Raw genomic sequence first — 24,827 nt, forward strand, 5'->3', positions numbered from 1 at the left:
GCGGCGCGGTCAGAGGCCCACGGCCGGCGGATGTCGGCGTCATCCCGGCCGAGTTACCCCTTCCGGGCTCCTCACTCCCCCGCGAACGTGTCCACCGCGACATCGAAGTACTCCCGGGCCTCCCGCACCTTCCCGACCGGCGCGGACACCCACACGTCGTACATCCGGCCGTCCTGCTCCCAGCAGAGGTCGTAGGTGTGCCGGGGGCCCTCCGTCGCGCTGAAGCCCTTCCAGGTGAACTCCCAGAAGGCGGCGGGGTGCCCGGAGTGGGTGGTGTCGGTGACCCGGCCGTCGTGGTAACCGGGGTTCGTGCTCGGCCCGTCGGCCGCCGCCCGCCTCATCGCCGTCCCCGGTCCGCCGGTCTGCGGCTCGGAGACCTTGATGCCGAGCCGGAAGGTCTGCCCCGGCGACAGGTAGAAGACGCGCTGGCCCTGCGGGTCGCGGGTGAAGCCCTCCGGGACGGCGAGGGAGAAGCCGGCCGGGTCCCGGACGAGGCGGTAACCGGACGGCGCGGTGCGGGAGTTGGTGGCCGAGGGCGAGGGCGAAGGGGGCGGCGAGGCCGGAGTCGGGGTGGTGGGCGCCGGGTGCGACGTGGAGACGGTCGTGGTGCCCCCGGGGCCCGGGGTGCCGCCGCCTCCGCCGCCGTCGAACAGCAGCGCGGCCGCCGACACCCCGGCCCCGGCCATCGCCGCGACCAGCAGCGCGGCGACCAGCACCCCGCGGGGCGAGTACCGGGGTGGCCCGGCCGGTGCCGGGGCCGGTGGCCGCGGCAGGTCCCGCTGGGTCGGCGTGTACGCGGAGACGGCGACGCTCTCCGCCGTACTCGCGACCGCCACGGCTCCCGTCTCCAGGAAGCCGCGCAGCATCCGCTCGGCCTCCGCCGCGCCCAGCCGCCGCTCGGGATCCCGCTCCAGCAGCCCTCGTACGACCGGCAGCAGCGGCTCCGCCTGGGCGGGTGGCCGGATCTCGTCGGAGACCACGGCGTGCAGGATCCCGCCGAGCGAGTCGCGCCGGAACGGCGACTCGCCGCTGAGCGCCGCGCACAGCAGCGCGCCCAGCGACCACAGGTCGGAGGCGGGACCGGACCGGGAGCCGGACATCCGCTCGGGCGCGGTGTACTCGGGCGATCCCACGAAGGAACCGGTCTCGGTGAGCGTGGTGGCGCCCGCGACCTGGGCGATCCCGAAGTCGGTGAGCACGACACGCCCGGTGCCCGCCTCGACGAGCACGTTCGCCGGCTTGATGTCCCGGTGCAGCACCCCGGCCGTGTGCGCCGTCCGCAACGCGCTCAGCAGGGCGATCCCGATCCGCGCGGCCTCCCCGACGTCCACCGGCCCGCTCCGGGAGATCCGGTCGGCGAGCGAGCCGCCGTCGATCAACTCCATGACGATGTAGGGCCGTTCGCCCTCCTCCACCACGTCGTGCACGACGATGATGTGCGGGTGGTGCAGCTGCGCGACGGCCTGCGCCTCCCGCAGGGTGCGGTCGCGGCGCAGCCGGGCGTCGTCGTCCGGGAGGGAGTCGTCGACGGTGAGTTCCTTCACGGCGACCTGCCGGCCGAGTAACTGATCGGTCGCGCGCCATACGACACCCATCCCGCCCCGCCCGAGCCGCGTTTCCAGGCGATAACGCCCCGCGATCAGACGGACGGCTTCCCCGTCGGTCCCCATGGGCCCATGATGCCGCACCGGACGCCTGCGTTCCGGACGGTGACAGGCCAAGAAACGCGCCCGGAGCGGCGCACGGGAGCGCGCGGTGTCACCCGGACGTGCCCGGGTCCCAGCTCTGCAGCACCCACTTGAACTGTTTGCTCGCGGTCGCCCAGTCCTTCGCAGGCGACGACATGTAGATCGCGTACTCGACGCCCGCCCGCGAGTAGTAGGTCTCCTCGATCGCGCGCCGCGGCCCGGCGGCGTTCGCCCCGTCCTTCGCCAGCGCGGTCCAGGTGTACTCCCACACCGACCCGTCCCGGTCCCGGTACAGGTTCTTCTTCATGGTCACGCGGTTGTAGTCGACCAGCCGCTGCAACTGCTGCTCCAGATCCAGCTGGTGCGCGAGGGCGTCGGAGAAGTCGGGCGAGCTGTCGATGGCGATGCGGAGGAAGTGGCGGCCGTTGTCGGGCGTGTAGTCGATCTGCTTGAGGTCGCCGTCGATGCCGTAGACACTCCGCTTCCAGCCCTTGGGCAGGGAGAGCTTGAAGCCCAACGGGTCCTCCACGGACCGCCAGTCGGTGGGGATCGCGCCGTCCGGCGCCGAGGTCGAGCCGGCGGAGGAGGAACCGGACGTGGCCGGCGCGGCCACGCTGCCGGCGCCGTCCCGCTGCCCGAAGTCCCACTTCTGCAGGGCCACCGCCGCGCCACCGCCGAGCAGCGCGGCCATGGCGACGACGAGCGCGAGCGTACGCAGCCGGCGCCGCCGGGGCTGGACGGCTCCGGAGGCGGACGGCGGCCCGATGGTCGTCGCCGCGTCCCTGGTGGAGCCGCCCGACGGACTCCGCCCCTCATACGAGCCGCCGTACGAACCGCCCTGCGAGCCGCTGTACGGGCTGCCGTACGACGCCGAGTCCCGTGAGCTGTCGTACGGGCCTTCGTACGGAGTCCCGGAGTCCGGCCGTTGCACCTCGGTGAGCTGCGAGCGCGTCGGTACGTACGCCTGCGCCCCGCTCGGCCGCCGGCCCTCCGCCGCCTCGGCGAGCATCTGCTCGGTCTCCTCGGGGCCGGGCCGCTGGGCGGGTTCCTTGCGCAGCAGCGCGGTGATGACCGGCTCCAGCGGGCCCGCGTTGCTCAGCTCGGCGGCCTCGTCCTCGACGACGGCCTGCATGGTGGTCAGCGGCGAGGTGCGGCGGAACGGCGAACGCCCCTCCACCGCGGTGTACAGCGTCGCGCCCAGCGCCCACAGGTCGGAGGACGGCCCGGGATCGTGCCCGCGCACGCGCTCCGGCGCGAGGTAGTCGACGGATCCGACGACTTCCCCGGTACGGGTGATCGTGGTGTCGCCCTCGATCTGCGCGATGCCGAAGTCGGTGAGGAGGACCCGGCCGTCCCTGCCGATCAGGACGTTGCCCGGCTTGACGTCCCGGTGCAGGACCCCGGCGCTGTGCGCGGCGCGCAGCGCGCGCAGCACCCACAGCCCGATCCGCGCGGCCTCCCGCGGCTCGACGCGCCCGCGCTCCTTGACCTCGTCGGCCAGCGAGTGGCCCTCGACCAGCTCCATGACGATCCACGGACGGCCGTCGTGCTCGAGGACGTCGTGGACGGTGACGACGGCGGAGTGGTTGATGCGCGCCGCGGCCCGGGCCTCCGCCCGGGTACGGGCCAGCAGGATGGCCTGGTCGCCCTCGGAGACGTAGAGCGCGGCCGTCAACTCCTTGATGGCGACCGCCCGGTGCAGCACCTCGTCGTGGGCGCGCCACACCCGGCCCATGCCGCCGCTGCCGATGGTGTCGGCCAGCCGATAGCGGCCCGCGATGAGCAGGCCCTGCATCTGATTCACGTTGCCCCGCAATGCTCTTGTCAGGGTCAGACTAAGGACCACCCCGCGGTCATGGAACCGGTGGGGTCCCACGGAGACAGCACTGTGACGGTTTTCGCTTTCGCCACGGAAAGTGAACGGAATCCGCCCCTCGGAACGGGAACCATTCGATGGGTACGGGCGTTGTCCCTCAGCCCGTGTACTTGTACGTCGAAGACGCCTGGTCGTACAGCCGGGTGACCTCGTCCCGTTCCGACTCCGGGCCGCGGACCTGGACGATGTGGTACCGACCGTTGATCAGGAAGACCATGTTCCGTACGAACAGGTCGCCCTGCTGGCTGTCGGTCCAGGTGAACTGCCCCTCGGCGGACACCTTCTGGCCCACCGTGATGGTCCGCAGCCCGCCCGCGGTGGCCCAGCTGGAGTCCCGGTACGGCTGCAACTCCCGCTCGTTGTCCCGCTGATACGTCATCGGGTCGTTGCCGTAGGTCGCCGCGCTGTCCCGGCCGGCCACGACGATCAGCTCGAACTTCCCGTGCGAGTAGATCACCTGGCCGCTGCCGTTGCGCGGCGAACGGCTCCAGCCCTTGGCGACGGCGACCTGGAAGCCGTCCGGGTCGTCGCGCAGGGTGAAGCCGTCGGCGGCCGGGGCGTCGCCCGTCGAACCGGCGGTGGTCTGCGTCTCGGTGGACGGGGCCGTCGTCTGCGTCGGTGTCGGCGTGGGGGTCGGGCTCGGGCTCGGTGCGGGACCGGCCTCGCCGGCCGCGCCCGTGCGGTCACCGTTGGTCGCTCCGCCGTTGTCCGCGCTGTCCTTCTTGGGCAGGAAGACCATGGCGTACGCGACCACGGCGGCCAGCAGGAGCAGCACCAGCAGGAGCAGCGTACGGCCCAGTCTGCGCGGCGACTTGGCCTCCTGCCGGGCCCGTTTGTGCCGGCCGTGCGGACTGGTCGCCGGGAGTCCGGCCCGGCGCCAGCGCACCAGTTGCCCGCGCCGGCGGACGATCGGCAGCCGAGCCGGGTCGGCGGCGGGCGGGGCGGTGACGACATGTGCGCCGGCGTCCGGCTCGGGCGCGGACCGCACCAGCGAACGCAGCCAGCCGCGCAGCTCCTCGAAGTCCAGCCGCTCGGTGGGGTCCTGACGCAGCAACGACTCCACGACCGGCCTGAGCGACCCGCACTCCTCCGCGAAGGCAGGCGGCTCCGAGCACACCAGCTGCACCAGCTCGGCCGTCGACTCCTCCGGATACGGCGCATGCCCCTGCACGGCCCGGAACAGCAGCGCGCCGAGCGCCCACAGGTCGGTGGCCGGCCCGATGGGCGCCGCCAGCTGCCAGTTCTCGTGCACGGGGCCGGCCTGTTCCGGCGCCCAGCGCTCGGTCACCGGCCCGACCACGGTCATCCGCACCTGCCGCGCCCGCTCGGCGGCCAGCGCGGTGGCGGGCCCGCGCCGCCCGGTCGCGGCGGCACCCGGCTCGCCCCAACGGGGGTTCTGCGCGGGCACGACCGGTCGTGGGAGGTCGGTGCCGGGACCAACGGCGGGCAGTGCGGTGCGCTCCGCGGGAGCCGTGCCGGGGCGGGGTACGGCCCCGTGCCAGGGGGAGGGCGCACCGCTCACCCCGTACGGGTCGGCGATCTGCCCGGGCGGCCCACTGCCGCCGGGCTCCTGCACCTGCCCCTGGGCGTACGGCGGCTGCTGGGCCGCCCCGTTGGCGTGCCCCGGACCATACGGCGATGGGGCCGCCCCGTTGGCGTACGGCGGCTGTGCGGCACCGTTGGCCTGACCCGGACCGTACGGCGACCGCGGTGTGGGCGTGCCGGTGTCGGCGTCGGCCGGCGGCCGGGCGCCGGGCAGCGCGGCCCGGCCGTTCTGCTGGGCCTCCTGGACCCGGGCGGCGGCCCTGGCCCCCGCCCGGTACGCGGCGATCGCCCCGGCCCTCGCGGCCCGGACGTCCGCACCGGTCTCCAGCGCCCGCCGTTCCACCGCGCCCGTCCCGGCTCCACCCGAACCCTCGTCCGGCCCGGCCCCCGGCAGCCCGCCGGCGGCCCGGGCCTGAATGGCGGCACGCCGGGCGGCCTCGGGATCCGCTTCCGGCACGCCGGGCGCCGGCCGCGCGCCGGTCGTACCACCCGACGCACCACCCACGCTCCCGATGCCCCCGAAAGAGAGGGCTCCCGTGCCTCCGGGACCGGCCGGACCGCCGGATGTGGCGGAACCTTCCGCCTCCCCGAGCCGCGGCCGGCCGGCGGCCTCCGCGCCGCCCTCTCCCTCCGGCGCCGGCACCGGGTCGTACCCGCACAGCGCTTCTTCGGCCGCCCCGACCGCGAGGCCGGTCAGCATCACCCGGCCGTCGTCGCAGACGAGGACCGTGCGGGCGGTGATGTTGCGGTGCACCCAGCCGTGCGCGTGCAGCACCCGGAGCGCCATCAGCACGTCGGAGGCGACCTCCGCCGCCCGGTACGGCGTCAGCGGCCGCTCGGTGAGCAGGGTCGCCAGCGATCGCGCGGCCACGAACTCGCTGACGATCCACAGCGAACCGCCCTCGGCGAACACGTCGAAGACCTGGTCGAGCCGGGGATGGTCGGGGATCCGGGCGGCGGCCTGCGCGGCCTCCACGGCGCGGCGCACCGCGGGATCGCTCGGCCGGCGGGTCGCGGTACGGGCGGCCGGTGGCCGACGCGCGCCACGGTCACGCGCCGTGAACCCGTCGGGCAGCCCCTCGGCGTCGAGCACCTCCGCCTCGACGACCTCCGGCAACGGCACCTGCCGGACGTACACTTCCTGCCCGCTGTAGGTGTCGAAGGCCCGGGTCTCGGTGTGTTCGTACTCGTCGGAGGGGGGCAGGGGCAGGCGGTAGCGGTCGGCGAGTACCCGACCCGCGTAGTCGTCCACGTAGCCTCCCCCGGCCGCCCGGTGGTCAAATCCGTTCGTTTCGCGGCCCGTTCCGCACACCTACCTGGATGCGTACGGTCCGCAACCACTCACGATACGTGCCGGAGGCAAGTCGCATTGAGGGGATGCGAATTTGTCACTTCGGCTCGAAGCTCGCCGCCAGCGTCTTCCAGGTGTCCTTGCGCAGCTCACTGCTCCAGTCGGCGGCCTTCGCGGTGTACATCAGCGCGTACCCCTGCTTCGGGCTGACGACGAACCCGCGGTCGATGGTCCGGTACTTGGTGCCGCCGTCGACGTAGGTGAACTCCCAGTCAGCCGTGTTCCAGCCGCGGTAGCTCACCGCCGCTATCCGGATCTTCTGGTACTGGGAGCGCACCATGTAACGCTCCTGGTTCTTCCAGTCCGCCACCGGGTCGTCCTTGGGCGTGCTCGTCCAGGCGATCAGCAGCTTCTGCCCGTCGGGCCCGGTGAACCGGTCCCCGGCGGAGCTGCCGGTCTGGAACTTCCAGCCCTTGGGCAGTCCGATCGAGTACCCCTGGCCCCCGTGGTACGTCTGCACCACCGAGGCGCTGTCACTGCCGCTGCCACTACCGCTGCCACTGCCACTGCCGCTGTCACTGCCACTGGAGTTCGACGCCGAGGAATCGTCGTCGTCCGAAGCGCCGGTGTCGCCGGCGCTCCCCGCGGCCGCGGAGCCACCGTCCGCCTGCTTGCCGCCGCTCGTGTCCTCCTTGGTGGAGGACCCCCCGCCGGACCCCGAACCGGAACTCGCGCTCGCGCTCGCGCCCGAGCTGGCCACCGCCTTGGAACCGCCGCTCTTGCCGCTCCCCTTGTCATCCCCGTCGCCGCCGCCCAGCGTGAGGGCGAGCACGGTACCCAGCACCGCGAGCACCACCACCACGGCGATGATCACCAGGGTCCGCTTCGGCACCACGTCCGTGAGCGGAGCCCGGGGCACGGGCCGGGGAGCCAGGTCCAGATCCGGCGGCGGCACCACGGGCCAGCCGGAACTCGCCTTGCCGGCGGCGGGCTTGGCCCCCGCCGATCCACCGCCGGCACCGGAACCGGCGGCGGAACCGGTGACGGGACCGGCAGCGGGACGTGCGCCGCCCGCCGAGCCGGAGACCGGGGCCGCGCCGGAAGCGACCGAACCGCCCTTGGCGCCCCCCGCCTCCACGGCGGGGCTCTTCGTCCGGGTCGCGGACGCGGCACCCGCCGCTCCCGCGGCCTTCCGCACGGACCGCAGCGCCCCGCGCAGCTTCTCCCCGGCCTCCTCGCCCCGCCTGGCCCCGGCGCCCTTCTCCGCCTGCGGCGCGTCCGGCTGCGGGGGCAGCGGCACGACCCGCGTGGCGTCGACGGGCAGTTCCTCGGGCGCGTTGATCACCGCGTTGAGCATCGCCCGCGCGCCGGCGTCGTCCAGCCGCTGAGCCGGGTCCTTGGTGAGCAGCCCGTAGATGACGTCCCTGAGCGGGCCCGCGTTCTTGGGCTCCTCCAGCTGTTCGGTCATCACCGCGGTCAGCGTGGCGATCGCCGACCCCTTGTCGTACGGCGGGGCGCCCTCGACCGCCGCGTACAGCAGGCCGCCGAGCGACCACAGGTCGGCCGCCGGGCCGGGCTTGTGACCGCGGGCCCGCTCCGGGGAGATGTAGGAGGGGGCGCCGACGAGCATGCCGGTGGAGGTGATCGACGGGTCGCCCTCGACCTGGGCGATACCGAAGTCGGTGAGCACGACCCGGCCGTCGCCCTCGGAGATCAGCACGTTGGACGGCTTCACGTCCCGGTGCAGGATGCCCTCACGGTGCGCCGAGCGCAGCACGTCCAGGATCGCGAGCCCGACCTCGGCCGCGCGCCTGGGCTTGAGCAGGCCGTCCTCCCGGATCACCTCGGCCAGCGACTTGCCCTCGACCAGCTCCATCACGATCCAGGGCCGGTCGTCCTCCTCGACCACGTCGAAGACCGTCACCGCGCTGTTGTTGCGGATCCGGGCGATCGCCTTGGCCTCGCGCAGGGTGCGCGTGATCAGGCGCCGCTTCTCCTCCTCGTCGATGTTCGACGGGAACCGCAGTTCCTTGACGGCCACCGTCCGGCCCAGGGTCTCGTCCTCGGCCCGCCACACGGTGCCCATGCCGCCGCGGCCGAGCACTCCTCCCAGCCGGTACCGCCCGGCGAGAAGACGCTCGCTGTTGTCCTGACGAGTCTCCTGACGAGAAGTCCCCGCCCGCTCCGCCTCCGACATGCGTCCCCTCATGACAACCCGCCCTGACAGAGCCTTCATTGTCCCTCACCCGACAAGTGCCCGACGCCCAGGGGCCCCCTGACCGCGCATCGGGGCCGGCCGACCGGAACCCCCGGTGACGAGGGCGTCACCCGGGCCGGGATGATGGGCCGTGGAAGGGAGGAACCCGGATGCCGTCGCTTCGGACAATGATGGTCATACCGGCCTCCCTCGCCCTGCTGTTCGCCCCGTTGACCACCGGTTCCGCGTCCGCGGCGGACACCACGGACCCGCTCCTGTCACAGTTCGTCACCAAAGGGCGGGCCCCCGCGGCCGCCCTCCTGGACCGCGACGGCGACGACGTCCGCTACGCGGCCGCCGGCCGGGGTATCACCCGTTCCGACCACTTCCGCGCCGGCAGCATCACCAAGACCTTCGTCGCCACCGTCGTCCTGCAACTGGCCGCGGAACACCGGCTGTCCCTGTCCGACCCCGTCGAGCGGTACCTGCCGGGGCTGCTGCGCGGCCGGGGCGGCGACGGGCGGCGGATCACCCTGCGCGCCCTGCTCGGCCACACCAGCGGGCTCGCCGACTTCACCGAGCTCACCCGAGGGGCCGTCCCCCTGACCCCGCTTCAGGCCGTACGTATCGCGCTCGCCCTCCCATCGACCGGCCTCGGCCGCTACTCGTACTCCAGCACCGACTACGTCGTGCTCGGCATGGTCGTCCGCCGGGTCACCGGTCACTCGTACGCCGCCGAGGCGCGGCGCCGCATCATCACACCCCTCCGTCTCACCGGCACGTCCTTCCCGGGTGCCCGTGCCTTCCTGCCCGCGCCGCACGGCCGCGCCTACGCGGCCGACGGCTCCGACGTCACCGAGCTCGACCCGCGCGTGGCCGGCGCAGCGGGTGAGCTGGTGACCACGCTAGACGACCTGGACCGCTTCTACGCGGCGCTGCTGGGCGGCGAGCTGCTGCCCTCGCACTGGCTGCGCGAGATGCTCAGCACCCGTGCCGCACACGGGGTGTACGGCCTGGGGATCTTTCCTGTGCGGCTGCCGTGCGGGACCACGGTGTGGGGGCACAACGGCCGGATCGCGGGCAGCTATGTGCGCAGTGCCGTCTCGATCGGCGGCCGGCATGTCCTCACGTTCCGCGTGAACACGACGGCGGTCGGGGACCCTGACCTCGAACCCGCACTGCTCGCGGCCGAGTTCTGCCCTCGCGGCCGGTAGCACGGCCGGCGCGCGCCACCGCTTTCAGAGGGGTGCGATGTCCGGGGCTCCCAGGCGGGCCGCGTCGGCCGTCTGGTCGTCAGGCTGGAGTTGGGACTCCCGCTCCGCCTCCACCCGCTTCTCGTAGTGCTCGACCTCCCGCTCGATCTGGTCCTTGTCCCAGCCGAGGACCGGCGCCATCAGCTCGGCGGCCTCGCGGGCGCTGCGGGTGCCCCGGTCGAAGGTCTCGATGGAGATGCGGGTACGGCGGGTGAGGACGTCGTCGAGGTGGCGGGCGCCCTCGTGGGAGGCGGCGTAGACGACCTCGGCGCGCAGATAGTCGTCGGCGGCCGAGAGCGGCTCGCCGAGCCCCGGATCGGCGGCGATGAGCTCGAGGACCTCGTCCGCCATCGAGCCGTACCGGTTCAGCAGGTGCTCGACCCGGACCACGTGGATGCCGGTGCGGGCGGCGATCCGCGCTCGCGCGTTCCACATCGCCCGGTAGCCCTCCGCGCCGAGCAGCGGGGTGTCCTCGGTGACGCACTCCGCGACCCGCATGTCGAGCCCGTGCACCGCCTCGTCGACGGCGTCCTTGGCCATCACCCGGTACGTCGTGTACTTGCCGCCCGCGACGACCACGAGTCCCGGCACCGGATGCGCGACCGTGTGCTCGCGCGACAGCTTGCTGGTGGCGTCGGACTCGCCGGCCAGCAGCGGGCGCAGCCCCGCGTACACGCCCTGGACGTCGTCGCGCGACAGCGGCACCGCGAGCACCGAGTTGACGTGGTTCAGCAGGTAGTCGATGTCGGCGCTGGAGGCGGCCGGGTGAGCCTTGTCGAGGTCCCAGTCGGTGTCGGTCGTCCCGACGATCCAGTGCCGGCCCCAGGGGATGACGAACAGGACGGACTTCTCGGTGCGCAGGATCAGGCCGGTCGTGGAGTGGATGCGGTCCTTGGGGACGACCAGGTGGATGCCCTTGGAGGCGCGGACGTGGAACTGGCCGCGCTCGCCGACCATCGCCTGGGTGTCGTCGGTCCACACACCGGTCGCGTTGACGACCTGCTGGGCATGGATCTCGTACTCCCCGCCGCCCTCCACGTCCTGCACGCGGGCCCCGACGACGCGCTCGCCCTCGCGCAGAAACCCGGTCACGCGCGCTCGGTTGGCGGCCTTCGCGCCGTAGGACACCGCCGTGCGCACCAGGGTCGCCACATAGCGGGCGTCGTCCATCTGGGCGTCGTAGTACTGGATGGCGCCGACCAGGGCGTCCTTGCGCAGGGCGGGCGCGACGCGCAGGGCGTGACGGCGGCTCAGGTGACGGTGGGCGGGCAGGCCCCGGCCGTGCCCGCGGGCCATCGACATCGCGTCGTAGAGCGCGACGCCCGAGCCCGCGTACAGGCGCTCCCAGCCCTGGTGCTGGAGCGGGTAGAGGAACGGCACCGGCTTGACCAGGTGCGGGGCGAGACGCTCCAGCAGCAGGCCGCGCTCCTTGAGGGCCTCGCGGACCAGGGCGAAGTCGAGCATCTCCAGATAGCGCAGCCCGCCGTGGATCAGCTTGCTGGACCTGCTGGAGGTGCCGGAGGCCCAGTCACGGGCCTCGACGATGCCGGTGTTCAGGCCCCGGGTGGCCGCGTCCAGCGCGGTTCCGGCGCCCACCACCCCAGCGCCCACGACCAGCACGTCCAGCTCGCGCTCGGCCATGGCCGCCAAGGACTCCGCCCGTTGCTTCGGCCCCAGTGTCGCTGTCCTCACCGCTGCCTCCCGCTCTGCCGCCATCGGTCATGGCTCGTCGTCGGTCGTCGGTCGCATCGGCCACACCCGGCAGGCGAGGCCCATGCCCAAAGTCTGACCGCGTTCCCCGACTTCAGCCACCACGCGCCCGCAGCCTGTGGACAACCCTCACCGAACCCCCGGAAGACACACGGACACAATCCCACATAACGTTCATATTTACTCCTAGTCTGACATTGCGCTTCGCTCATCCTGTCCACAGGGCTTGCGCACCTGTCCCGCGTCGGTTACTGGGAAGGACGGCCCACGCCATGCCCGCAGACCTCGCCGTCATGGGACTCGGTCCCTACGGCCTGCCCCTCGCCCAGGCCGCCGTGGCCGCCGGCATCCCCACGATCGGGTACGCCACCGGTCCCGAGGCGGGCTCACTCAGCCCCGCCGAGCTTCGCCGGATGCTCTCGAGGGGCTTCCGGGTCGCCAAGGACCCGGCCGAGCTGGGGCGGGTGCGGACGGCCGTGATCTGCGCGCCGACCCCGCGCGACGCCGACGGCGGGCTCGACCTGAGCCGGGTGGAGGGCGCGGCCCGCACCCTGGCCGAGCGGCTGCGCCCGCACACCACGGTGATCCTGGAGTCGCCGGTCCACCCGGGGACGACGGAGGACTTCCTGCGACCCCTGCTGGAGAAGTGTTCGGGCCTGCGCGCGGGGCGCGATTTCCATCTCGCCTACTCGCCCAGCCGGGTGGATCCCGGCAGCCGCGACTTCACCCCGGCCAACACCCCGAAGGTCATCGGCGGACTCACGCCCGCCTGCACGGAGTCGGCCGCCGCGTTCTACGGCCGGCTCACCGACAAGGTGGTACGCGCGCGTGGCCCGCGCGAAGCCGAGACCGTGCAGCTCCTGGAGACCAACTTCAGGCATGTCAACATCGCCCTCGTCAACGAAATGGCCGTCCTCTGCCATGACCTGGGCGTCGACCTGTGGGACGTGATCCGCTGCGCGGAGACCAAGCCGTTCGGCTTCCAGGCCTTCCGCCCCGGCCCCGGTATCGGCGGCCACGGGGTCGCCCAGGACCTGTCCGGCGTCGCCGGTCGCGGCCTGCGCATGGTGGAACTGGCCCAGCAGGTCAACAACCGGATGCCCGGGTACGTCGTCCAGCGCGCCGCCGCGCTTCTCAACGAGCACGGCAAGTCGGCCCGCGGCGCGCGCGTGCTGCTGCTCGGCGTCACCTACAAGGCCGACCTCGCCGACCAGCAGGCCACGCCCGCCCGTGAGATCGCGATCCGGCTGATGGAACTGGGCGCCTCGGTCAGCTACCACGACCCGCACATCGCGTCCTGGAACGTCCTGGAACGCCCGGTCCCCCGCGCGGACTCCCTCTACGAGGCGGCGGCCGACGCCGATCTGACGATCCTGGTCCAGCAGCACCGGACGTACGACCTCCAGGGCCTGTCGGTGAAGGCACAGCTGCTCCTTGACACGCGCGGGGCGACACCGACGGGGGCGGCGCACCGGCTCTGAACGCTCCCGCGCGCCCGGCACGGAAAACGCCAGGAGGGTTGTCACAGGCTCCTGTTAGTCTCCCCTCACTCGTCGCACAGGTGTGCGCACGTCTCTTCACCTCGTCGTTCTCGAAGTGATCCACCAGGGGGGATTTTCTGTCATGAGCCAGTCAGCTCCACCACCGCAGCCCCAGTCGCAGCCGGAGCCGCGGCCCGCCGACGGCAACCCGTTCGCCCAGCAGCAGGCGCCCGCGCCGTACGCCGCCCAGCCCGGCGCCGTACCCCCGCCTCCGGCGCCGCCCGCGCCGCTCCGGGGCAATGTCGCCGTCGGCCTGGTCGCCGCCGCCGTCGCGGCCGTGGCCGCCGCCGCCCTCTACGGCGTGGTCATCGGCCTCACCAAGCACGAGATCGGCTGGGCGGCGGTCGGTGTCGGCTTCGTCATAGGCCTCGCGGCCGGCAGGCTCGGCGGCCGCAACCCGATGCTCGCCGTCGTCAGCGCCGTCCTCGCGCTCGGCTCCGTCTACCTGGGCCAGCTGGTCGGCGAGGCGATGATCGGCGCCGACCAGCTCGGCGTGAGCTTCTCCGAGGTGTTCTTCCAGCACTTCGGCATCGTCCAGGACGCCTGGAAGGAAGAGGCCGACCCGCTGACCTTCCTCTTCTTCGCGATCGCCGGGTGGGCGGCGTTCTCGGGCGCCAGGAAGGCGGCGGCCTGACCGGCCCGCGGCACGCGCGAAGGGCCGGTCACCCGCTTCGGGTGACCGGCCCTTCGCGCGCCCTCGGGGGGCTACCGCTTGTGCTGGCTGTCCGCCACCGTCACCTCGACGCGCTGGAACTCCTTCAGCTCGCTGTAGCCGGTCGTGGCCATCGCCCGCCGCAGCGCGCCGAAGAGGTTCATTGAGCCGTCGGGGGTGTGGGACGGGCCGGTGAGGATCTCCTCGACGGTGCCGACCGTGCCGAGGTCGACCTTCTTGCCACGCGGCAGTTCCTCGTTGACCGCCTCCATGCCCCAGTGGTGGCCCTTGCCCGGCGCGTCCGTCCCACGGGCGAGCGGGGAGCCCATCATCACGGCGTCCGCACCGCAGGCGATCGCCTTGGGGATGTCTCCGGACCAGCCGACACCACCGTCGGCGATCACGTGGACGTACCGGCCGCCGGACTCGTCCATGTAGTCACGACGAGCCGCCGCCACGTCGGCGACCGCGGTGGCCATCGGGACCTGGATGCCGAGCACGTTGCGCGTGGTGTGGGCGGCGCCGCCGCCGAAGCCGACGAGCACACCCGCGGCACCCGTGCGCATCAGGTGCAGGGCCGCCGTGTAGGTGGCGCAGCCGCCGACGATCACCGGGACGTCGAGCTCGTAGATGAACTGCTTCAGGTTGAGCGGCTCGTGCGAGGACGAGACGTGCTCCGCCGAGACCGTCGTACCGCGGATGACGAAGATGTCCACGCCCGCGTCCACCACCGCCTTGGAGAACTGGGCGGTGCGCTGCGGGGAGAGCGCGGCCGCCGTGACCACGCCGGAGTCGCGCACCTCCTTGATGCGCGCGCCGATCAGCTCCTCCTTGATGGGGGCCGCGTAGATCTCCTGGAGGCGGCGGGTGGCCTGCTCGGCGGGCAGCTCGGTGATCTCGTCGAGCAGCGGCTGCGGGTCCTCGTGCCGGGTCCAGAGACCTTCGAGGTTGAGCACGCCGAGGCCGCCGAGCTCGCCGATGCGGATGGCGGTGGCCGGGGAGACGACCGAGTCCATGGGGGCGGCCAGGAACGGCAACTCGAAGCGGTAGGCGTCGATCTGCCAGGCGATCGAGACCTCCTTCGGGTCCCGCGTACGGCGGCTGGGGACGACGGCGATGTCGTCGAAGGCGTACGCCCGGCGGCCGCGCTTGCCGCGCCCGATCTCGATCTCAGTCACGTCTGTGGCCTTTCCCTCTTCGTTTCAGCGTCTTCCAGTATCGCCGACGGGTACGGCAAGGGCGGCCCCGGTGGGTCCGGGGCCGCCCTGGAAAGGCCGTGGTGACTACTTGCGGCTGTAGTTCGGCGCCTCGACCGTCATCTGGATGTCGTGCGGGTGGCTCTCCTTGAGGCCCGCGGAGGTGATGCGGACGAACCTGCCCTTGGACTCCATCTCCTCGATGGTGGCGGCGCCCACGTAGCCCATGGTCTGGCGCAGTCCTCCGACGAGCTGGTGCAGCACGTTGGAGAGCGGGCCGCGGTAGGGCACCTGTCCCTCGACGCCCTCGGGCACGAGCTTGTCGTCGGAGGCCACCTCGGCCTGGAAGTACCGGTCCTTCGAGTACGACCGGCCCTGGCCGCGGGACTGCATCGCACCGAGCGATCCCATGCCGCGGTACGACTTGAACTGCTTGCCGTTGATGAAGAGGAGCTCGCCGGGCGACTCCTCGCAGCCGGCCAGCAGGCTGCCGAGCATCACGGTGTCGGCACCGGCCGCAAGGGCCTTGCCGATGTCACCGGAGTACTGCAGACCGCCGTCGCCGATCAGCGGGATGCCGGCCGGGCGGGCCGCGAGGGACGCCTCGTAGATGGCGGTGACCTGCGGGACACCGATGCCGGCGACCACGCGCGTGGTGCAGATGGAGCCGGGGCCCACACCCACCTTGATGCCGTCGACACCGGCGTCGATGAGCGCCTGGGCGCCGTCGCGGGTGGCGACGTTGCCGCCGATCACGTCGACGTCCACGCTCGACTTGATCTTCGCCATCCAGCTGAGGGCGTTGCTGTTGTGGCCGTGCGAGGTGTCGACGACCAGGAAGTCCGCGCCGGCCTCGGCGAGCGCCTGGGCCCGCTCCAGCGCCTCGGGGCTGGCGCCGACGGCGGCGCCGACGAGCAGGCGGCCCTCGGCGTCCTTGGCGGCGCTCGGGTACTTCTCGGCCTTGACGAAGTCCTTGACCGTGATCAGGCCCTTGAGCACGCCCTCGTCGTCGACCAGCGGCAGCTTCTCGATCTTGTGCTTGCGCAGCAGCTGGATGGCCTCGGTGCCGGAGATGCCGACCTTGCCGGTGACCAGCGGCATCGGGGTCATGACCTCGTGCACGCGGCGGGTGCGGTCGCTCTCGAAGGCCATGTCGCGGTTGGTGACGATGCCGAGCAGCTTGCCGGCCGGGTCGGTGACGGGCACACCGCTGATCCGGAACTTGGCGCACAGGGCGTCGGCCTCGGCGAGGGTCGCCTCCGGGCGCACCGTGATGGGGTCGGTGACCATGCCGGACTCGGACCGCTTGACCAGGTCGACCTGGTTGACCTGGTCCTCGACCGACAGGTTGCGGTGCAGCACGCCGACGCCGCCGAGGCGGGCCATGGCGATCGCCATGCGGGCCTCGGTGACCTTGTCCATCGCCGCCGACAGGAGCGGGATGTTGACCCGGACGTTGCGGGAGATGCGGGACGAGGTGTCGACCGCGTTCGGGAGCACCTCGGATGCGCCCGGCAGCAGCAGCACGTCGTCGTAGGTAAGCCCGAGTGTCGCGAATTTTCCGGGCACTCCGTCGACGTTGGCAGTCATGACACCTTCCCCAAATGGCCTTGAACGGTGCGGATGTCCATGCTAACGGGAAGCACAGGCCCCAAATTCCACGGTACGACTCAGCTTCAGGCTTCGTATGTTCGTACGGAAATGTGCGGCCGCCTGTTCATCGGGGGCCGGGGGGCCGTACGGCCGCTGCTCCGCTACTGCTCCGCCAGGGCGCGCAGCCGGCTCAGGGCCCGGTGCTGGGCAACCCGGACCGCGCCCGGTGACATTCCCAACATCTGGCCCGTCTCCTCGGCGGTGAGGCCCACCGCGATGCGCAGGAGAAGAAGCTCGCGCTGGTTCTCGGGGAGGTTGGCCAGGAGTTTCTTGGCCCATTCGGCGTCGCTGCTGAGCAGCGCCCGCTCCTCGGGGCCGAGGGAGTCGTCGGGGCGTTCCGGCATCTCGTCGGAGGGGACGGCCGTGGAGCCCGGATGGCGCATCGCGGCCCGCTGGAGGTCGGCGACCTTGTGGGAGGCGATGGCGAAGACGAAGGCCTCGAAGGGGCGGCCGGTGTCGCGGTAGCGGGGCAGCGCGAGGAGAACCGCCACGCAGACCTCCTGGGCCAGGTCCTCCACGAAGTGGCGGGCGTCGCCCGGAAGGCGGGACAGGCGCGTGCGGCAGTAGCGCAGCGCGAGTGGGTGAACATGGGCGAGCAGGTCGTGCGTGGCCTGCTCGTCCCCGTCGACGGCGCGATGGACGAGAGCGCCGATCGTCCCTATGGCGGTGACCGCCTCGTCGTCGCGCATCGGTCCATCGTGCCCTGCTGCCGTCGGCGGTGTGGCACCACGTCCGTCGTTGTGCACCGAAGCGTTATGAGCAGGTGCGCCGGAACTCATCCCTTGCGCCCTCCCCTTCCGCTCGAACGACTCGTCCCCGAGAGACTCCACACCTCAAGGATGCGGCATCGGCGCCGAAACGAGCAGCGGGCCTCCGGCGCTCCGTCTTGCGGACCCCGCCCACCGTGCGGTAGGCGGGGGCGCCCGGTCGGTCCGCGGTCCCGCTGCGGCGCAGCTCAGCGCCCTGCTAACGGACCAGTCCCCAGCGGAAGCCGAGGGCCACCGCGTGGGCGCGGTCGGAGGCACCGAGCTTCTTGAACAGGCGCCGGGCATGGGTCTTCACGGTGTCCTCGGAGAGGAACAGCTCGCGGCCGATCTCGGCGTTGGAGCGGCCGTGGCTCATGCCCTCCAGGACCTGGATCTCGCGCGCGGTGAGAGTGGGCGCGGCGCCCATCTCGGCCGAGCGGAGACGGCGGGGCGCCAGCCGCCAGGTGGGGTCGGCGAGCGCCTGGGTGACGGTCGCGCGCAGTTCCGCGCGCGAGGCGTCCTTGTGCAGGTAGCCGCGGGCACCGGCGGCGACGGCCAGGGCCACCCCGTCCAGGTCCTCGGCGACCGTGAGCATGATGATCCGCGCGCCGGGGTCGGCCGACAGCAGCCGGCGCACCGTCTCGACACCGCCCAGTCCGGGCATGCGCACGTCCATCAGGATCAGGTCGGAGCGGTCGGCGCCCCAGCGGCGGAGGACTTCCTCGCCGTTGGCCGCCGTGGTCACGCGCTCGACGCCGGGCACGGTCGCCACCGCGCGGCGCAGCGCCTCTCGGGCAAGCGGGGAGTCGTCGCAGACGAGGACGGATGTCATGACCGCCCTCCGCAGCTGATGCGCGTCACCTTGAGCCTCCAGGCTGGTACGGAATCGTCACCTGTGCGGTCGACCGTCTCGGACGCCTGCCCGAGCGCTTGTTGTTTCAACCGCCTCCGCACTCTCAACGACGGTCACTCGAAAGAGTTACGGGGCTGCCTGCCATCTTCGGCACTCTACGTGAGGGGACGGACACGGTGCAGACATGGACGTCAGACCCTCAACTTTTCATCACATCCAATGCCCCATTTAGACCTTTTTCTTCCCGTTTCACGGTGTCTGGAGCTAGATTCGCAATGAGTCATATTTTCATCTCTCTAGACCGGAGATGTACGGTCGTTGGCACCGTATCCGCCCAGAACGGCTACAAGGGGTCACGTAATGGCAGATTTCTCCCGCCTTCCCGGACCGAACGCGGACCTGTGGGACTGGCAGCTCCTGGCCGCCTGCCGTGGGGTCGACAGCTCGCTCTTCTTCCATCCCGAGGGCGAGCGCGGGGCGGCTCGGAGTGCCCGTGAGAACTCGGCCAAGGAGGTCTGCATGAGGTGCCCGGTCCGCGCGGAGTGCGCGGCGCACGCGCTGGCGGTCCGCGAGCCGTACGGCGTCTGGGGCGGCCTGACCGAGGACGAGCGCGAAGAGCTCATGGGGAGGGCGCGCAACAGGCTGGTGTCGGCATCGACGACCAGCGGCGACCCCCTCCCGCACACCTGAAAGAGCCGGTTACTCCCGCACACCTGAAAGAACGTTTCTTCAACCGCTGCCGAGCGGGCCGCCCGTCGCCCTACGCCCGCCGGGCCGCCCGGCGCAGCTGTTCCAGCGTCGCCGCCACCGCCGGCACCTGTGCCAGGTCGGGCAGGGTCAGGGCGACGATCTCCCGCACCACGGCGGGTTCCAGCGCCACTGTGCGCGCACCTCTCGGACGTACCGACTCGACCGCCAGCTGGGGCAGGACCGCGACGCCCAGACCGGCGCCGACCAGGCCGACCACGGCCGGGTAGTCGTCGGTGGCGAAGTCGATGCGGGGCGTGAAGCCCACGTTCTCGCACGCCTGGACGAGTTGTCCCCGGCAGCGCGGGCAGCCCGCGATCCAGGGCTCGTCGGCGAGTTCCCCGAGGGCGACCGACGCCGCGTGCGCGAGCCGGTGCCGTTCGGGCAGCAGGCCCACCAGCCGGTCCGTCAGCAGCGGCCGCACCACCAGGTCGTCCCACTCCTCGGCGCCGGCCGCGCCCTCGTAGCGGAAGGCCAGCGCGATGTCGCAGTCGCCCGCGCGCAGCAGTTCCACGGACTTCGGCGGCTCGGCTTCCTCCAGGGAGACCCGGGTGCCGGGGTGGGCCGCGCGCAGGGCGGCCAGTGCCGTCGGGACCAGGGTGGAGCTGCCGCTCGGGAAGGACACCAGGCGGACCCGGCCGGCGCGCAGGCCGGCGATCGCGGCGACCTCCTCCTCGGCGGCGGTGAGCCCGGCGAGGATCCCCGACGCGTGCCGCACGAGAGCCTCGCCCGCCTGGGTCAGGCGCATCTCGCGGCCGTTGCGCACCAGCAGGGGGGTGCCGACGGAGGTCTCCAGGGCCTTCATCTGCTGGCTGACGGCCGGCTGGGTGCAGCCCAGTTCGCGTCCCGCCGCCGAGAAGGAACCGGTGGTGGCGACGGCACGCAGGACACGAAGATGACGGGCCTCTATCACCCTGCGAGCATAAGGCGGACTTGGACAGCATGCCCAATAATGCGTCGACGCTTTGAGGATGGTCCCGTACCGTCGGACCATGGAGCTTCTCTCGGTGAACCTCGGAATCCCGACGCCGTCGCCCCACACGGACCAGAAGGACGGCGTGACCGGCATCGACAAGCGGCCCACGGACGGCCCGGTGCGGGTGCAGGCACCCGGGCCGAAGGGGGTCGCGGGCAGCGGACTGGCCGGGGACGCGGTGTGCGAGCTGCGCCACCACGGCGGCGACGACCAGGCGGTGTACGCGTTCGCGCGCGAGGACCTCGACGCCTGGGAGAAGGAGCTGGGCAGGCCGCTGCCGAACGGCTGTTTCGGTGAGAACCTCACGACAAACGGGCTGAACGTGTCGGACGCGCTGATCGGCGAGCGCTGGCGGATCGGCTCCTGGGTCGTACTGGAGGTCACCTCCGGGCGCATCCCGTGCCGTACTTTTCAGGGCCATCTGGGCGAGCGGGGATGGGTGAAGAGGTTCACGCGGAAGGGTGCGACCGGTGCCTACCTCCGGGTGATCGAACCGGGTGAGATCCGGGCCGGCGACCCGATCGAGATCGTGCACCGGCCGGCCCACGAGGTGACGGCGGCAATGGAGTTCCGCGCGACCACCACCGAGCGGGAACTGCTGCCCCGGCTCCTCGCGGCGGGCGCGGCCCTGCACCCGGAATCGCTGGCACTGGCCCGGAAGTACGTGGCGGTGCGGGCGGACTGAACGGCCGTCACCCGCGAGCCGTTCACCGGCGCTTCACCCATCGGGAGAGCTGGTGCGCGCAGCGGACGCCGTCAGTCCGGGTAACTACCCTTGGGCCATGACAACGGCTCTGATTACGGGATCGACCGCGGGGATCGGTGCCGCGTTCGCGCGGCGGCTGGCGGCGGACGGGCACAACCTCGTCCTGGTGGCCCGGGACACCAAACGGCTGCGCGAACAGGCGACCGAGCTGCACGACCGGCACGGCATCGAGGCGGAGGTGCTCACCGCCGACCTCGCCGAGGACACCGGAATCGAGTCGGTCGCCACCCGCCTCGGCGACCGCCGGAACCCCGTCGACCTGCTGATCAACAACGCCGGCTTCGGCAACAAGGGCCGCTATCTGGACGTCTCGATGGCCGACGAGCTGAAGATGCTCAAGGTGCACTGCGAGGCGGTGCTGCGGCTGACCTCGGCGGCGGCCGAGGCGATGCGGGAGCGCGGGCGCGGCGGTGTCGTCAACGTGGCCTCGGTGGCTGCCTTCGTGCCCCGGGGCACCTACGGCGCGTCGAAGGCGTGGGTCGTGCAGTTCACCCAGGGAGCGGCGCGCGACCTGGCGGGGACCGGCGTCCGGCTGATGGCGCTGGCGCCCGGTTTCGTGCGCACCGAGTTCCATCAGCGGGCCGGGATGGGCACGGACAACATCCCGGACTGGATGTGGCTGGACGCCGACAAGCTGGTCGAGGCGGCCCTCGCCGACCTCGCGCGCGGCAAGACGCTGTCGATCCCGGACCCGCGGTACAAGGTGCTGACCGGCCTGGCGAAGCTGGCCCCGCGCGGGCTGCTGGGCGGGATCACCTCGAAGACGGGACGCAAGTACGGGCCGCAGTGACGGCTGCGGTGCCACTTCTCCCGGTGGGAAAATGGGCGTGACGGTACCGGACCCAGGGGGGCCGGAGGCGGTGGCATGACGTTCGTACAGCTCATCGAGTGCAGGACCAGCCGGCCGGCCGAGATGGACCGGCTGATGGACAGGTGGGTCACGCAGAGCAAGGGGAAGCGGACGGCGACGCACGCGGTGGTCGGCAAGGACCGCTCCGACGCGTCGCACGTCGTCGAGATCGTGGAGTTCCCCTCGTACGAGGAGGCGATGCGGAACTCGAACCGGCCGGAGACCGACCAGGTCCTCGACGAGATGCTGGCACTCTGCGAGGGGATGCCGACGTTCACGGACCTGGACGTGGTGCGCGACGAGCGGTGGTACGCCGACACCGCACGGCGGTTCTTCGAGACGATCGCCGCGCCCGGTCCGTTGGTTCCGCTGGACGGCCTGATCACCGAGGACTACCACGACCACGATCCGGTCGAGGGCCAGGACACCATCGGCATGGACGCGATGCGCCGCAAGCTGGAGATGTGGCGGGAGGCCTTCGACTTCTCGTTCCTCATCGAGGACCAGATCTCCCAGGGCGACCGGGTGTGCACCAGGTGGCTCTGGACGGGTGTGCAGCAGGCGGCGTTCATGGGGGTGCCGAACACCGGCCGGCAGGTCACCATGGCCGGGACGACGATCCACCGCTTCGACGCCGACGGGAAGATGGCCGAGGGCTGGTTGCAGTACGACCGGCTCGGGCTGATGGAGCGGCTCGGAGCGCTGGACGCGCTGCAGAGATGATCGGAGCGCCGGCCCCGCCGGAGAACTGAGGCGACAGCGGCCGCGAAGTAGTACGAGCGGCGAAGTGGTACGACAGTAGGAAGTACCCGCGAGGGGCGAAGCCCCCGTTCCCGGCGGACGACCGGGGACGGGGGCTTCTTCTGCTACCGGGGCGTTGCCTCAGTGGGAGTGGCCGTGGGAGTGACCACCGGCGGCCGGCTCCTCCTCTTCCTTCTTCTCGACGACCAGGGTCTCGGTCGTCAGGAGGAGGGAGGCGATGGAGGCGGCGTTCTCCAGGGCGGAGCGGGTGACCTTGACCGGGTCGATGACGCCGGCCTTGACCAGGTCGCCGTACTCGCCGGTGGCGGCGTTGAAGCCCTGGCCCTTCTCCAGCTCGGCGACCTTGGAGGTGATGACGTAGCCCTCCAGGCCGGCGTTCTCGGCGATCCAGCGCAGCGGCTCGACGACCGCGCGGCGGACCACGGCGACACCGGTGGCCTCGTCGCCGGTCTTGCCCAGGCCGCCCTCCAGCACCTTCGCGGCGTGGACGAGCGCGGAGCCACCACCGGAGACGATGCCCTCCTCGACCGCGGCGCGGGTCGCGGAGATGGCGTCCTCCAGACGGTGCTTCTTCTCCTTCAGCTCCACCTCGGTGGCGGCGCCGACCTTGATCACGCACACGCCGCCGGCCAGCTTCGCGAGGCGCTCCTGGAGCTTCTCGCGGTCCCAGTCGGAGTCCGTGTTCTCGATCTCGGCCTTGATCTGGGCGACGCGGCCGGTGACGGCACCGGAGTCACCGGCGCCGTCGACGACCGTGGTGTCGTCCTTGGTGACCGTGACACGGCGGGCGGAGCCCAGCACGTCCAGGCCGACCTGGTCGAGCTTGAGGCCGACCTCCTCGGAGATGACCGTGGCGCCGGTGAGGACCGCCAGGTCCTCCAGCATCGCCTTGCGGCGGTCGCCGAAGCCGGGGGCCTTGACCGCGACCGCGTTGAAGGTGCCGCGGATCTTGTTGACGACGAGGGTGGAGAGCGCCTCGCCCTCGACGTCCTCGGCGATGATCAGCAGCGGGCGGGAGGCGTTGCTCTGGATGATCTTCTCGAGCAGCGGGAGCAGGTCCGCGATGGAGGAGACCTTGCCCTGGTTGATGAGGATGTAGGGGTCCTCCAGGACGGCCTCCATGCGCTCCTGGTCCGTCACGAAGTACGGCGACAGGTAGCCCTTGTCGAAGGCCATGCCCTCGGTGAAGTCCAGCTCCAGACCGAAGGTGTTGGACTCCTCGACGGTGATGACACCGTCCTTGCCGACCTTGTCCATCGCCTCGGCGATGAGCTCGCCGACCTGCTGGTCCTGGGCGGACAGCGCGGCGACGGCGGCGATGTCGGACTTCTCGTCGATCGGCCGGGCCGTCGCGAGCAGGTCCTCGGAGATGGCGGCGACGGCGGCGTCGATGCCCTTCTTCAGGGCGGCCGGGGAGGCACCCGCGGCGACGTTCTTGAGGCCCTCGCGGACCAGCGCCTGGGCCAGCACGGTGGCGGTGGTCGTACCGTCACCCGCGATGTCGTTGGTCTTGGTCGCCACCTCCTTCACCAGCTGGGCACCGAGGTTCTCGTACGGGTCCTCGATCTCGACCTCGCGGGCGATCGTGACACCGTCGTTGGTGATGGTGGGGGCGCCGAACTTCTTGTCGATGACGACGTTGCGGCCCTTGGGGCCGATCGTCACCTTGACCGTGTCGGCAAGCTTGTTGACGCCGCGCTCGAGGGCGCGACGGGCGTCCTCGTCGAACTTCAGGATCTTCGCCATGGGAGCGGTTCAGCCCTCTCGGAAAACGTGGGTGAAACGAACCGCGCCCCCGACGCCCGGCTTCATAAGGTCGCGGGGGCCAGGGGCGCAGCTCAAAGCAGAATGTGCTTGGGGTGAACTACTTCTCGATGATCGCGAGCACGTCGCGAGCCGAGAGGACGAGGTACTCGTCGCCGTTGTACTTCACCTCGGTGCCGCCGTACTTGCTGTACAGCACGATGTCGCCGACCTTGACGTCGAGCGGCAGGCGCTCGCCGTTCTCGAAGCGGCCCGGACCCACGGCGAGGACGGCGCCCTCCTGGGGCTTCTCCTTCGCGGTGTCCGGGATGACCAGGCCAGAGGCGGTGGTCTGCTCGGCGTCGAGCGGCTGGACCACAATGCGGTCCTCGAGCGGCTTGATGGCAACCTTGGAGCTGGTGGTCGTCACGATCCGACCTCCCCCTTCGGAGATCTCACGGGGTTAACTGTCTGAGGTGGCGACCAGGTGGATCCGTCGTCGCGGGTGCCGGACCTGCCCGTCGCGTTGTTGGCACTCTCATCTGCCGAGTGCCAGAGCTGAGACTATGACCGCGATTAGCACTCGGTCAAGCGGAGTGCCAATTGCGTGCGGCGCGGCGCCGGAAAAACGGTGCCCGGGGCCGCGGTGACCGTCCCTGGGGCCGCCGCCCTCGGACCCCCGCTTCCGGCCTTCGGCCTCGTCCCCGAACGCCGCACGGGCCGGGAACCCGAACGCCGCACAGCCCGGAAACCCGAACGCCGCACGGGCCGGGAACCCGAAC

19 protein-coding genes are annotated in these 24,827 nt (G+C 71.8%); 7 read left to right on the forward strand and 12 right to left on the reverse strand.

Features of this window, described 5'->3' with window-relative positions:
• Positions 1-71: 71 nt before the first annotated feature.
• From AB0N16_RS08995 to AB0N16_RS09010, 4 genes are all read right to left on the reverse strand, one after another.
• Complete coding sequence (locus tag AB0N16_RS08995; protein ID WP_365794631.1) at positions 72-1,670, reverse strand: serine/threonine-protein kinase; 1,599 nt, start codon at positions 1,668-1,670, stop codon at positions 72-74.
• Positions 1,671-1,758: 88 nt separating this feature from the next.
• Positions 1,759-3,483, reverse strand: a complete 1,725-nt coding sequence (locus AB0N16_RS09000; RefSeq protein ID WP_365794632.1) for a serine/threonine-protein kinase — start codon at positions 3,481-3,483, stop codon at positions 1,759-1,761.
• Between the two features lie 178 nt (positions 3,484-3,661).
• Positions 3,662-6,361, reverse strand: a complete 2,700-nt coding sequence (locus AB0N16_RS09005) for a protein kinase (protein ID WP_365794634.1) — start codon at positions 6,359-6,361, stop codon at positions 3,662-3,664.
• Positions 6,362-6,497: 136 nt separating this feature from the next.
• Positions 6,498-8,597, reverse strand: coding sequence for a protein kinase (locus tag AB0N16_RS09010; protein ID WP_365795220.1), 2,100 nt, complete (start codon positions 8,595-8,597; stop codon positions 6,498-6,500).
• 170 nt (positions 8,598-8,767) lie between these two features.
• Between AB0N16_RS09010 and AB0N16_RS09015 the strand changes: the two genes are divergently transcribed.
• Positions 8,768-9,811 carry a serine hydrolase domain-containing protein gene (locus AB0N16_RS09015; protein WP_365794636.1) on the forward strand — a complete coding sequence of 348 codons (1,044 nt, stop codon included), beginning with the start codon at positions 8,768-8,770 and terminating at the stop codon, positions 9,809-9,811.
• Between the two features lie 24 nt (positions 9,812-9,835).
• Here the strand turns inward: AB0N16_RS09015 and AB0N16_RS09020 are convergent, their stop codons facing one another.
• Positions 9,836-11,542, reverse strand: coding sequence for a glycerol-3-phosphate dehydrogenase/oxidase (locus AB0N16_RS09020; protein WP_365794638.1), 1,707 nt, complete (start codon positions 11,540-11,542; stop codon positions 9,836-9,838).
• Between the two features lie 290 nt (positions 11,543-11,832).
• Here AB0N16_RS09020 and AB0N16_RS09025 point away from each other — a divergent pair, with 290 nt between their 5' ends.
• Both AB0N16_RS09025 and AB0N16_RS09030 read left to right on the forward strand, forming a co-directional pair.
• Positions 11,833-13,041 (forward strand): nucleotide sugar dehydrogenase, encoded by a 1,209-nt coding sequence (locus AB0N16_RS09025; protein WP_365794640.1) that lies wholly within the window; start codon positions 11,833-11,835, stop codon positions 13,039-13,041.
• Positions 13,042-13,183: 142 nt separating this feature from the next.
• Complete coding sequence (locus tag AB0N16_RS09030) at positions 13,184-13,735, forward strand: hypothetical protein (protein WP_365794642.1); 552 nt, start codon at positions 13,184-13,186, stop codon at positions 13,733-13,735.
• Positions 13,736-13,806: 71 nt separating this feature from the next.
• On the opposite strand, the gene AB0N16_RS09035 is transcribed toward AB0N16_RS09030, so the two are convergent.
• The 4 genes from AB0N16_RS09035 to AB0N16_RS09050 all read right to left on the reverse strand — a co-directional run bounded on the left by AB0N16_RS09035 (position 13,807) and on the right by AB0N16_RS09050 (position 18,180).
• Positions 13,807-14,931, reverse strand: coding sequence for a GuaB3 family IMP dehydrogenase-related protein (locus AB0N16_RS09035; protein WP_365794644.1), 1,125 nt, complete (start codon positions 14,929-14,931; stop codon positions 13,807-13,809).
• A gap of 105 nt (positions 14,932-15,036) precedes the next feature.
• Positions 15,037-16,539 (reverse strand): IMP dehydrogenase, encoded by a 1,503-nt coding sequence (gene guaB / locus AB0N16_RS09040; RefSeq protein ID WP_365794646.1) that lies wholly within the window; start codon positions 16,537-16,539, stop codon positions 15,037-15,039.
• A 164-nt stretch (positions 16,540-16,703) separates the two neighbouring features.
• Complete coding sequence (locus AB0N16_RS09045; RefSeq protein ID WP_351693558.1) at positions 16,704-17,291, reverse strand: sigma-70 family RNA polymerase sigma factor; 588 nt, start codon at positions 17,289-17,291, stop codon at positions 16,704-16,706.
• 277 nt (positions 17,292-17,568) lie between these two features.
• The gene (locus tag AB0N16_RS09050; protein ID WP_003948568.1) at positions 17,569-18,180 is read right to left on the reverse strand and encodes a response regulator transcription factor; all 612 of its coding nucleotides are present in this window, start codon (positions 18,178-18,180) and stop codon (positions 17,569-17,571) included.
• A gap of 381 nt (positions 18,181-18,561) precedes the next feature.
• Between AB0N16_RS09050 and AB0N16_RS09055 the strand changes: the two genes are divergently transcribed.
• Complete coding sequence (locus AB0N16_RS09055; RefSeq protein WP_351693561.1) at positions 18,562-18,891, forward strand: WhiB family transcriptional regulator; 330 nt, start codon at positions 18,562-18,564, stop codon at positions 18,889-18,891.
• Positions 18,892-18,961: 70 nt separating this feature from the next.
• Here AB0N16_RS09055 and AB0N16_RS09060 read toward each other — a convergent pair whose 3' ends face one another.
• Positions 18,962-19,861, reverse strand: a complete 900-nt coding sequence (locus AB0N16_RS09060) for a LysR family transcriptional regulator (RefSeq protein ID WP_365794648.1) — start codon at positions 19,859-19,861, stop codon at positions 18,962-18,964.
• 79 nt (positions 19,862-19,940) lie between these two features.
• On the opposite strand from AB0N16_RS09060, the gene AB0N16_RS09065 reads away from it, so the two are divergent.
• From AB0N16_RS09065 to AB0N16_RS09075, 3 genes are all read left to right on the forward strand, one after another.
• The gene (locus AB0N16_RS09065) at positions 19,941-20,609 is read left to right on the forward strand and encodes an MOSC domain-containing protein (RefSeq protein WP_365794650.1); all 669 of its coding nucleotides are present in this window, start codon (positions 19,941-19,943) and stop codon (positions 20,607-20,609) included.
• 97 nt (positions 20,610-20,706) lie between these two features.
• Positions 20,707-21,480, forward strand: coding sequence for an SDR family oxidoreductase (locus AB0N16_RS09070; protein WP_365794652.1), 774 nt, complete (start codon positions 20,707-20,709; stop codon positions 21,478-21,480).
• Positions 21,481-21,555: 75 nt separating this feature from the next.
• Complete coding sequence (locus AB0N16_RS09075) at positions 21,556-22,263, forward strand: ester cyclase (RefSeq protein WP_365794654.1); 708 nt, start codon at positions 21,556-21,558, stop codon at positions 22,261-22,263.
• Between the two features lie 159 nt (positions 22,264-22,422).
• Here the strand turns inward: AB0N16_RS09075 and groL are convergent, their stop codons facing one another.
• On the reverse strand, positions 22,423-24,048 hold the full coding sequence (gene groL, locus AB0N16_RS09080; RefSeq protein ID WP_365794656.1) for a chaperonin GroEL: 1,626 nt from the start codon (positions 24,046-24,048) through the stop codon (positions 22,423-22,425).
• Between the two features lie 118 nt (positions 24,049-24,166).
• Complete coding sequence (groES, locus tag AB0N16_RS09085; RefSeq protein ID WP_330459340.1) at positions 24,167-24,475, reverse strand: co-chaperone GroES; 309 nt, start codon at positions 24,473-24,475, stop codon at positions 24,167-24,169.
• Between the last annotated feature and the right edge of the window lie 352 nt (positions 24,476-24,827).

Source organism: Streptomyces sp. NPDC051105, from assembly GCF_040682795.1.
Taxonomy (GTDB): Bacteria; Actinomycetota; Actinomycetes; order Streptomycetales; family Streptomycetaceae; genus Streptomyces.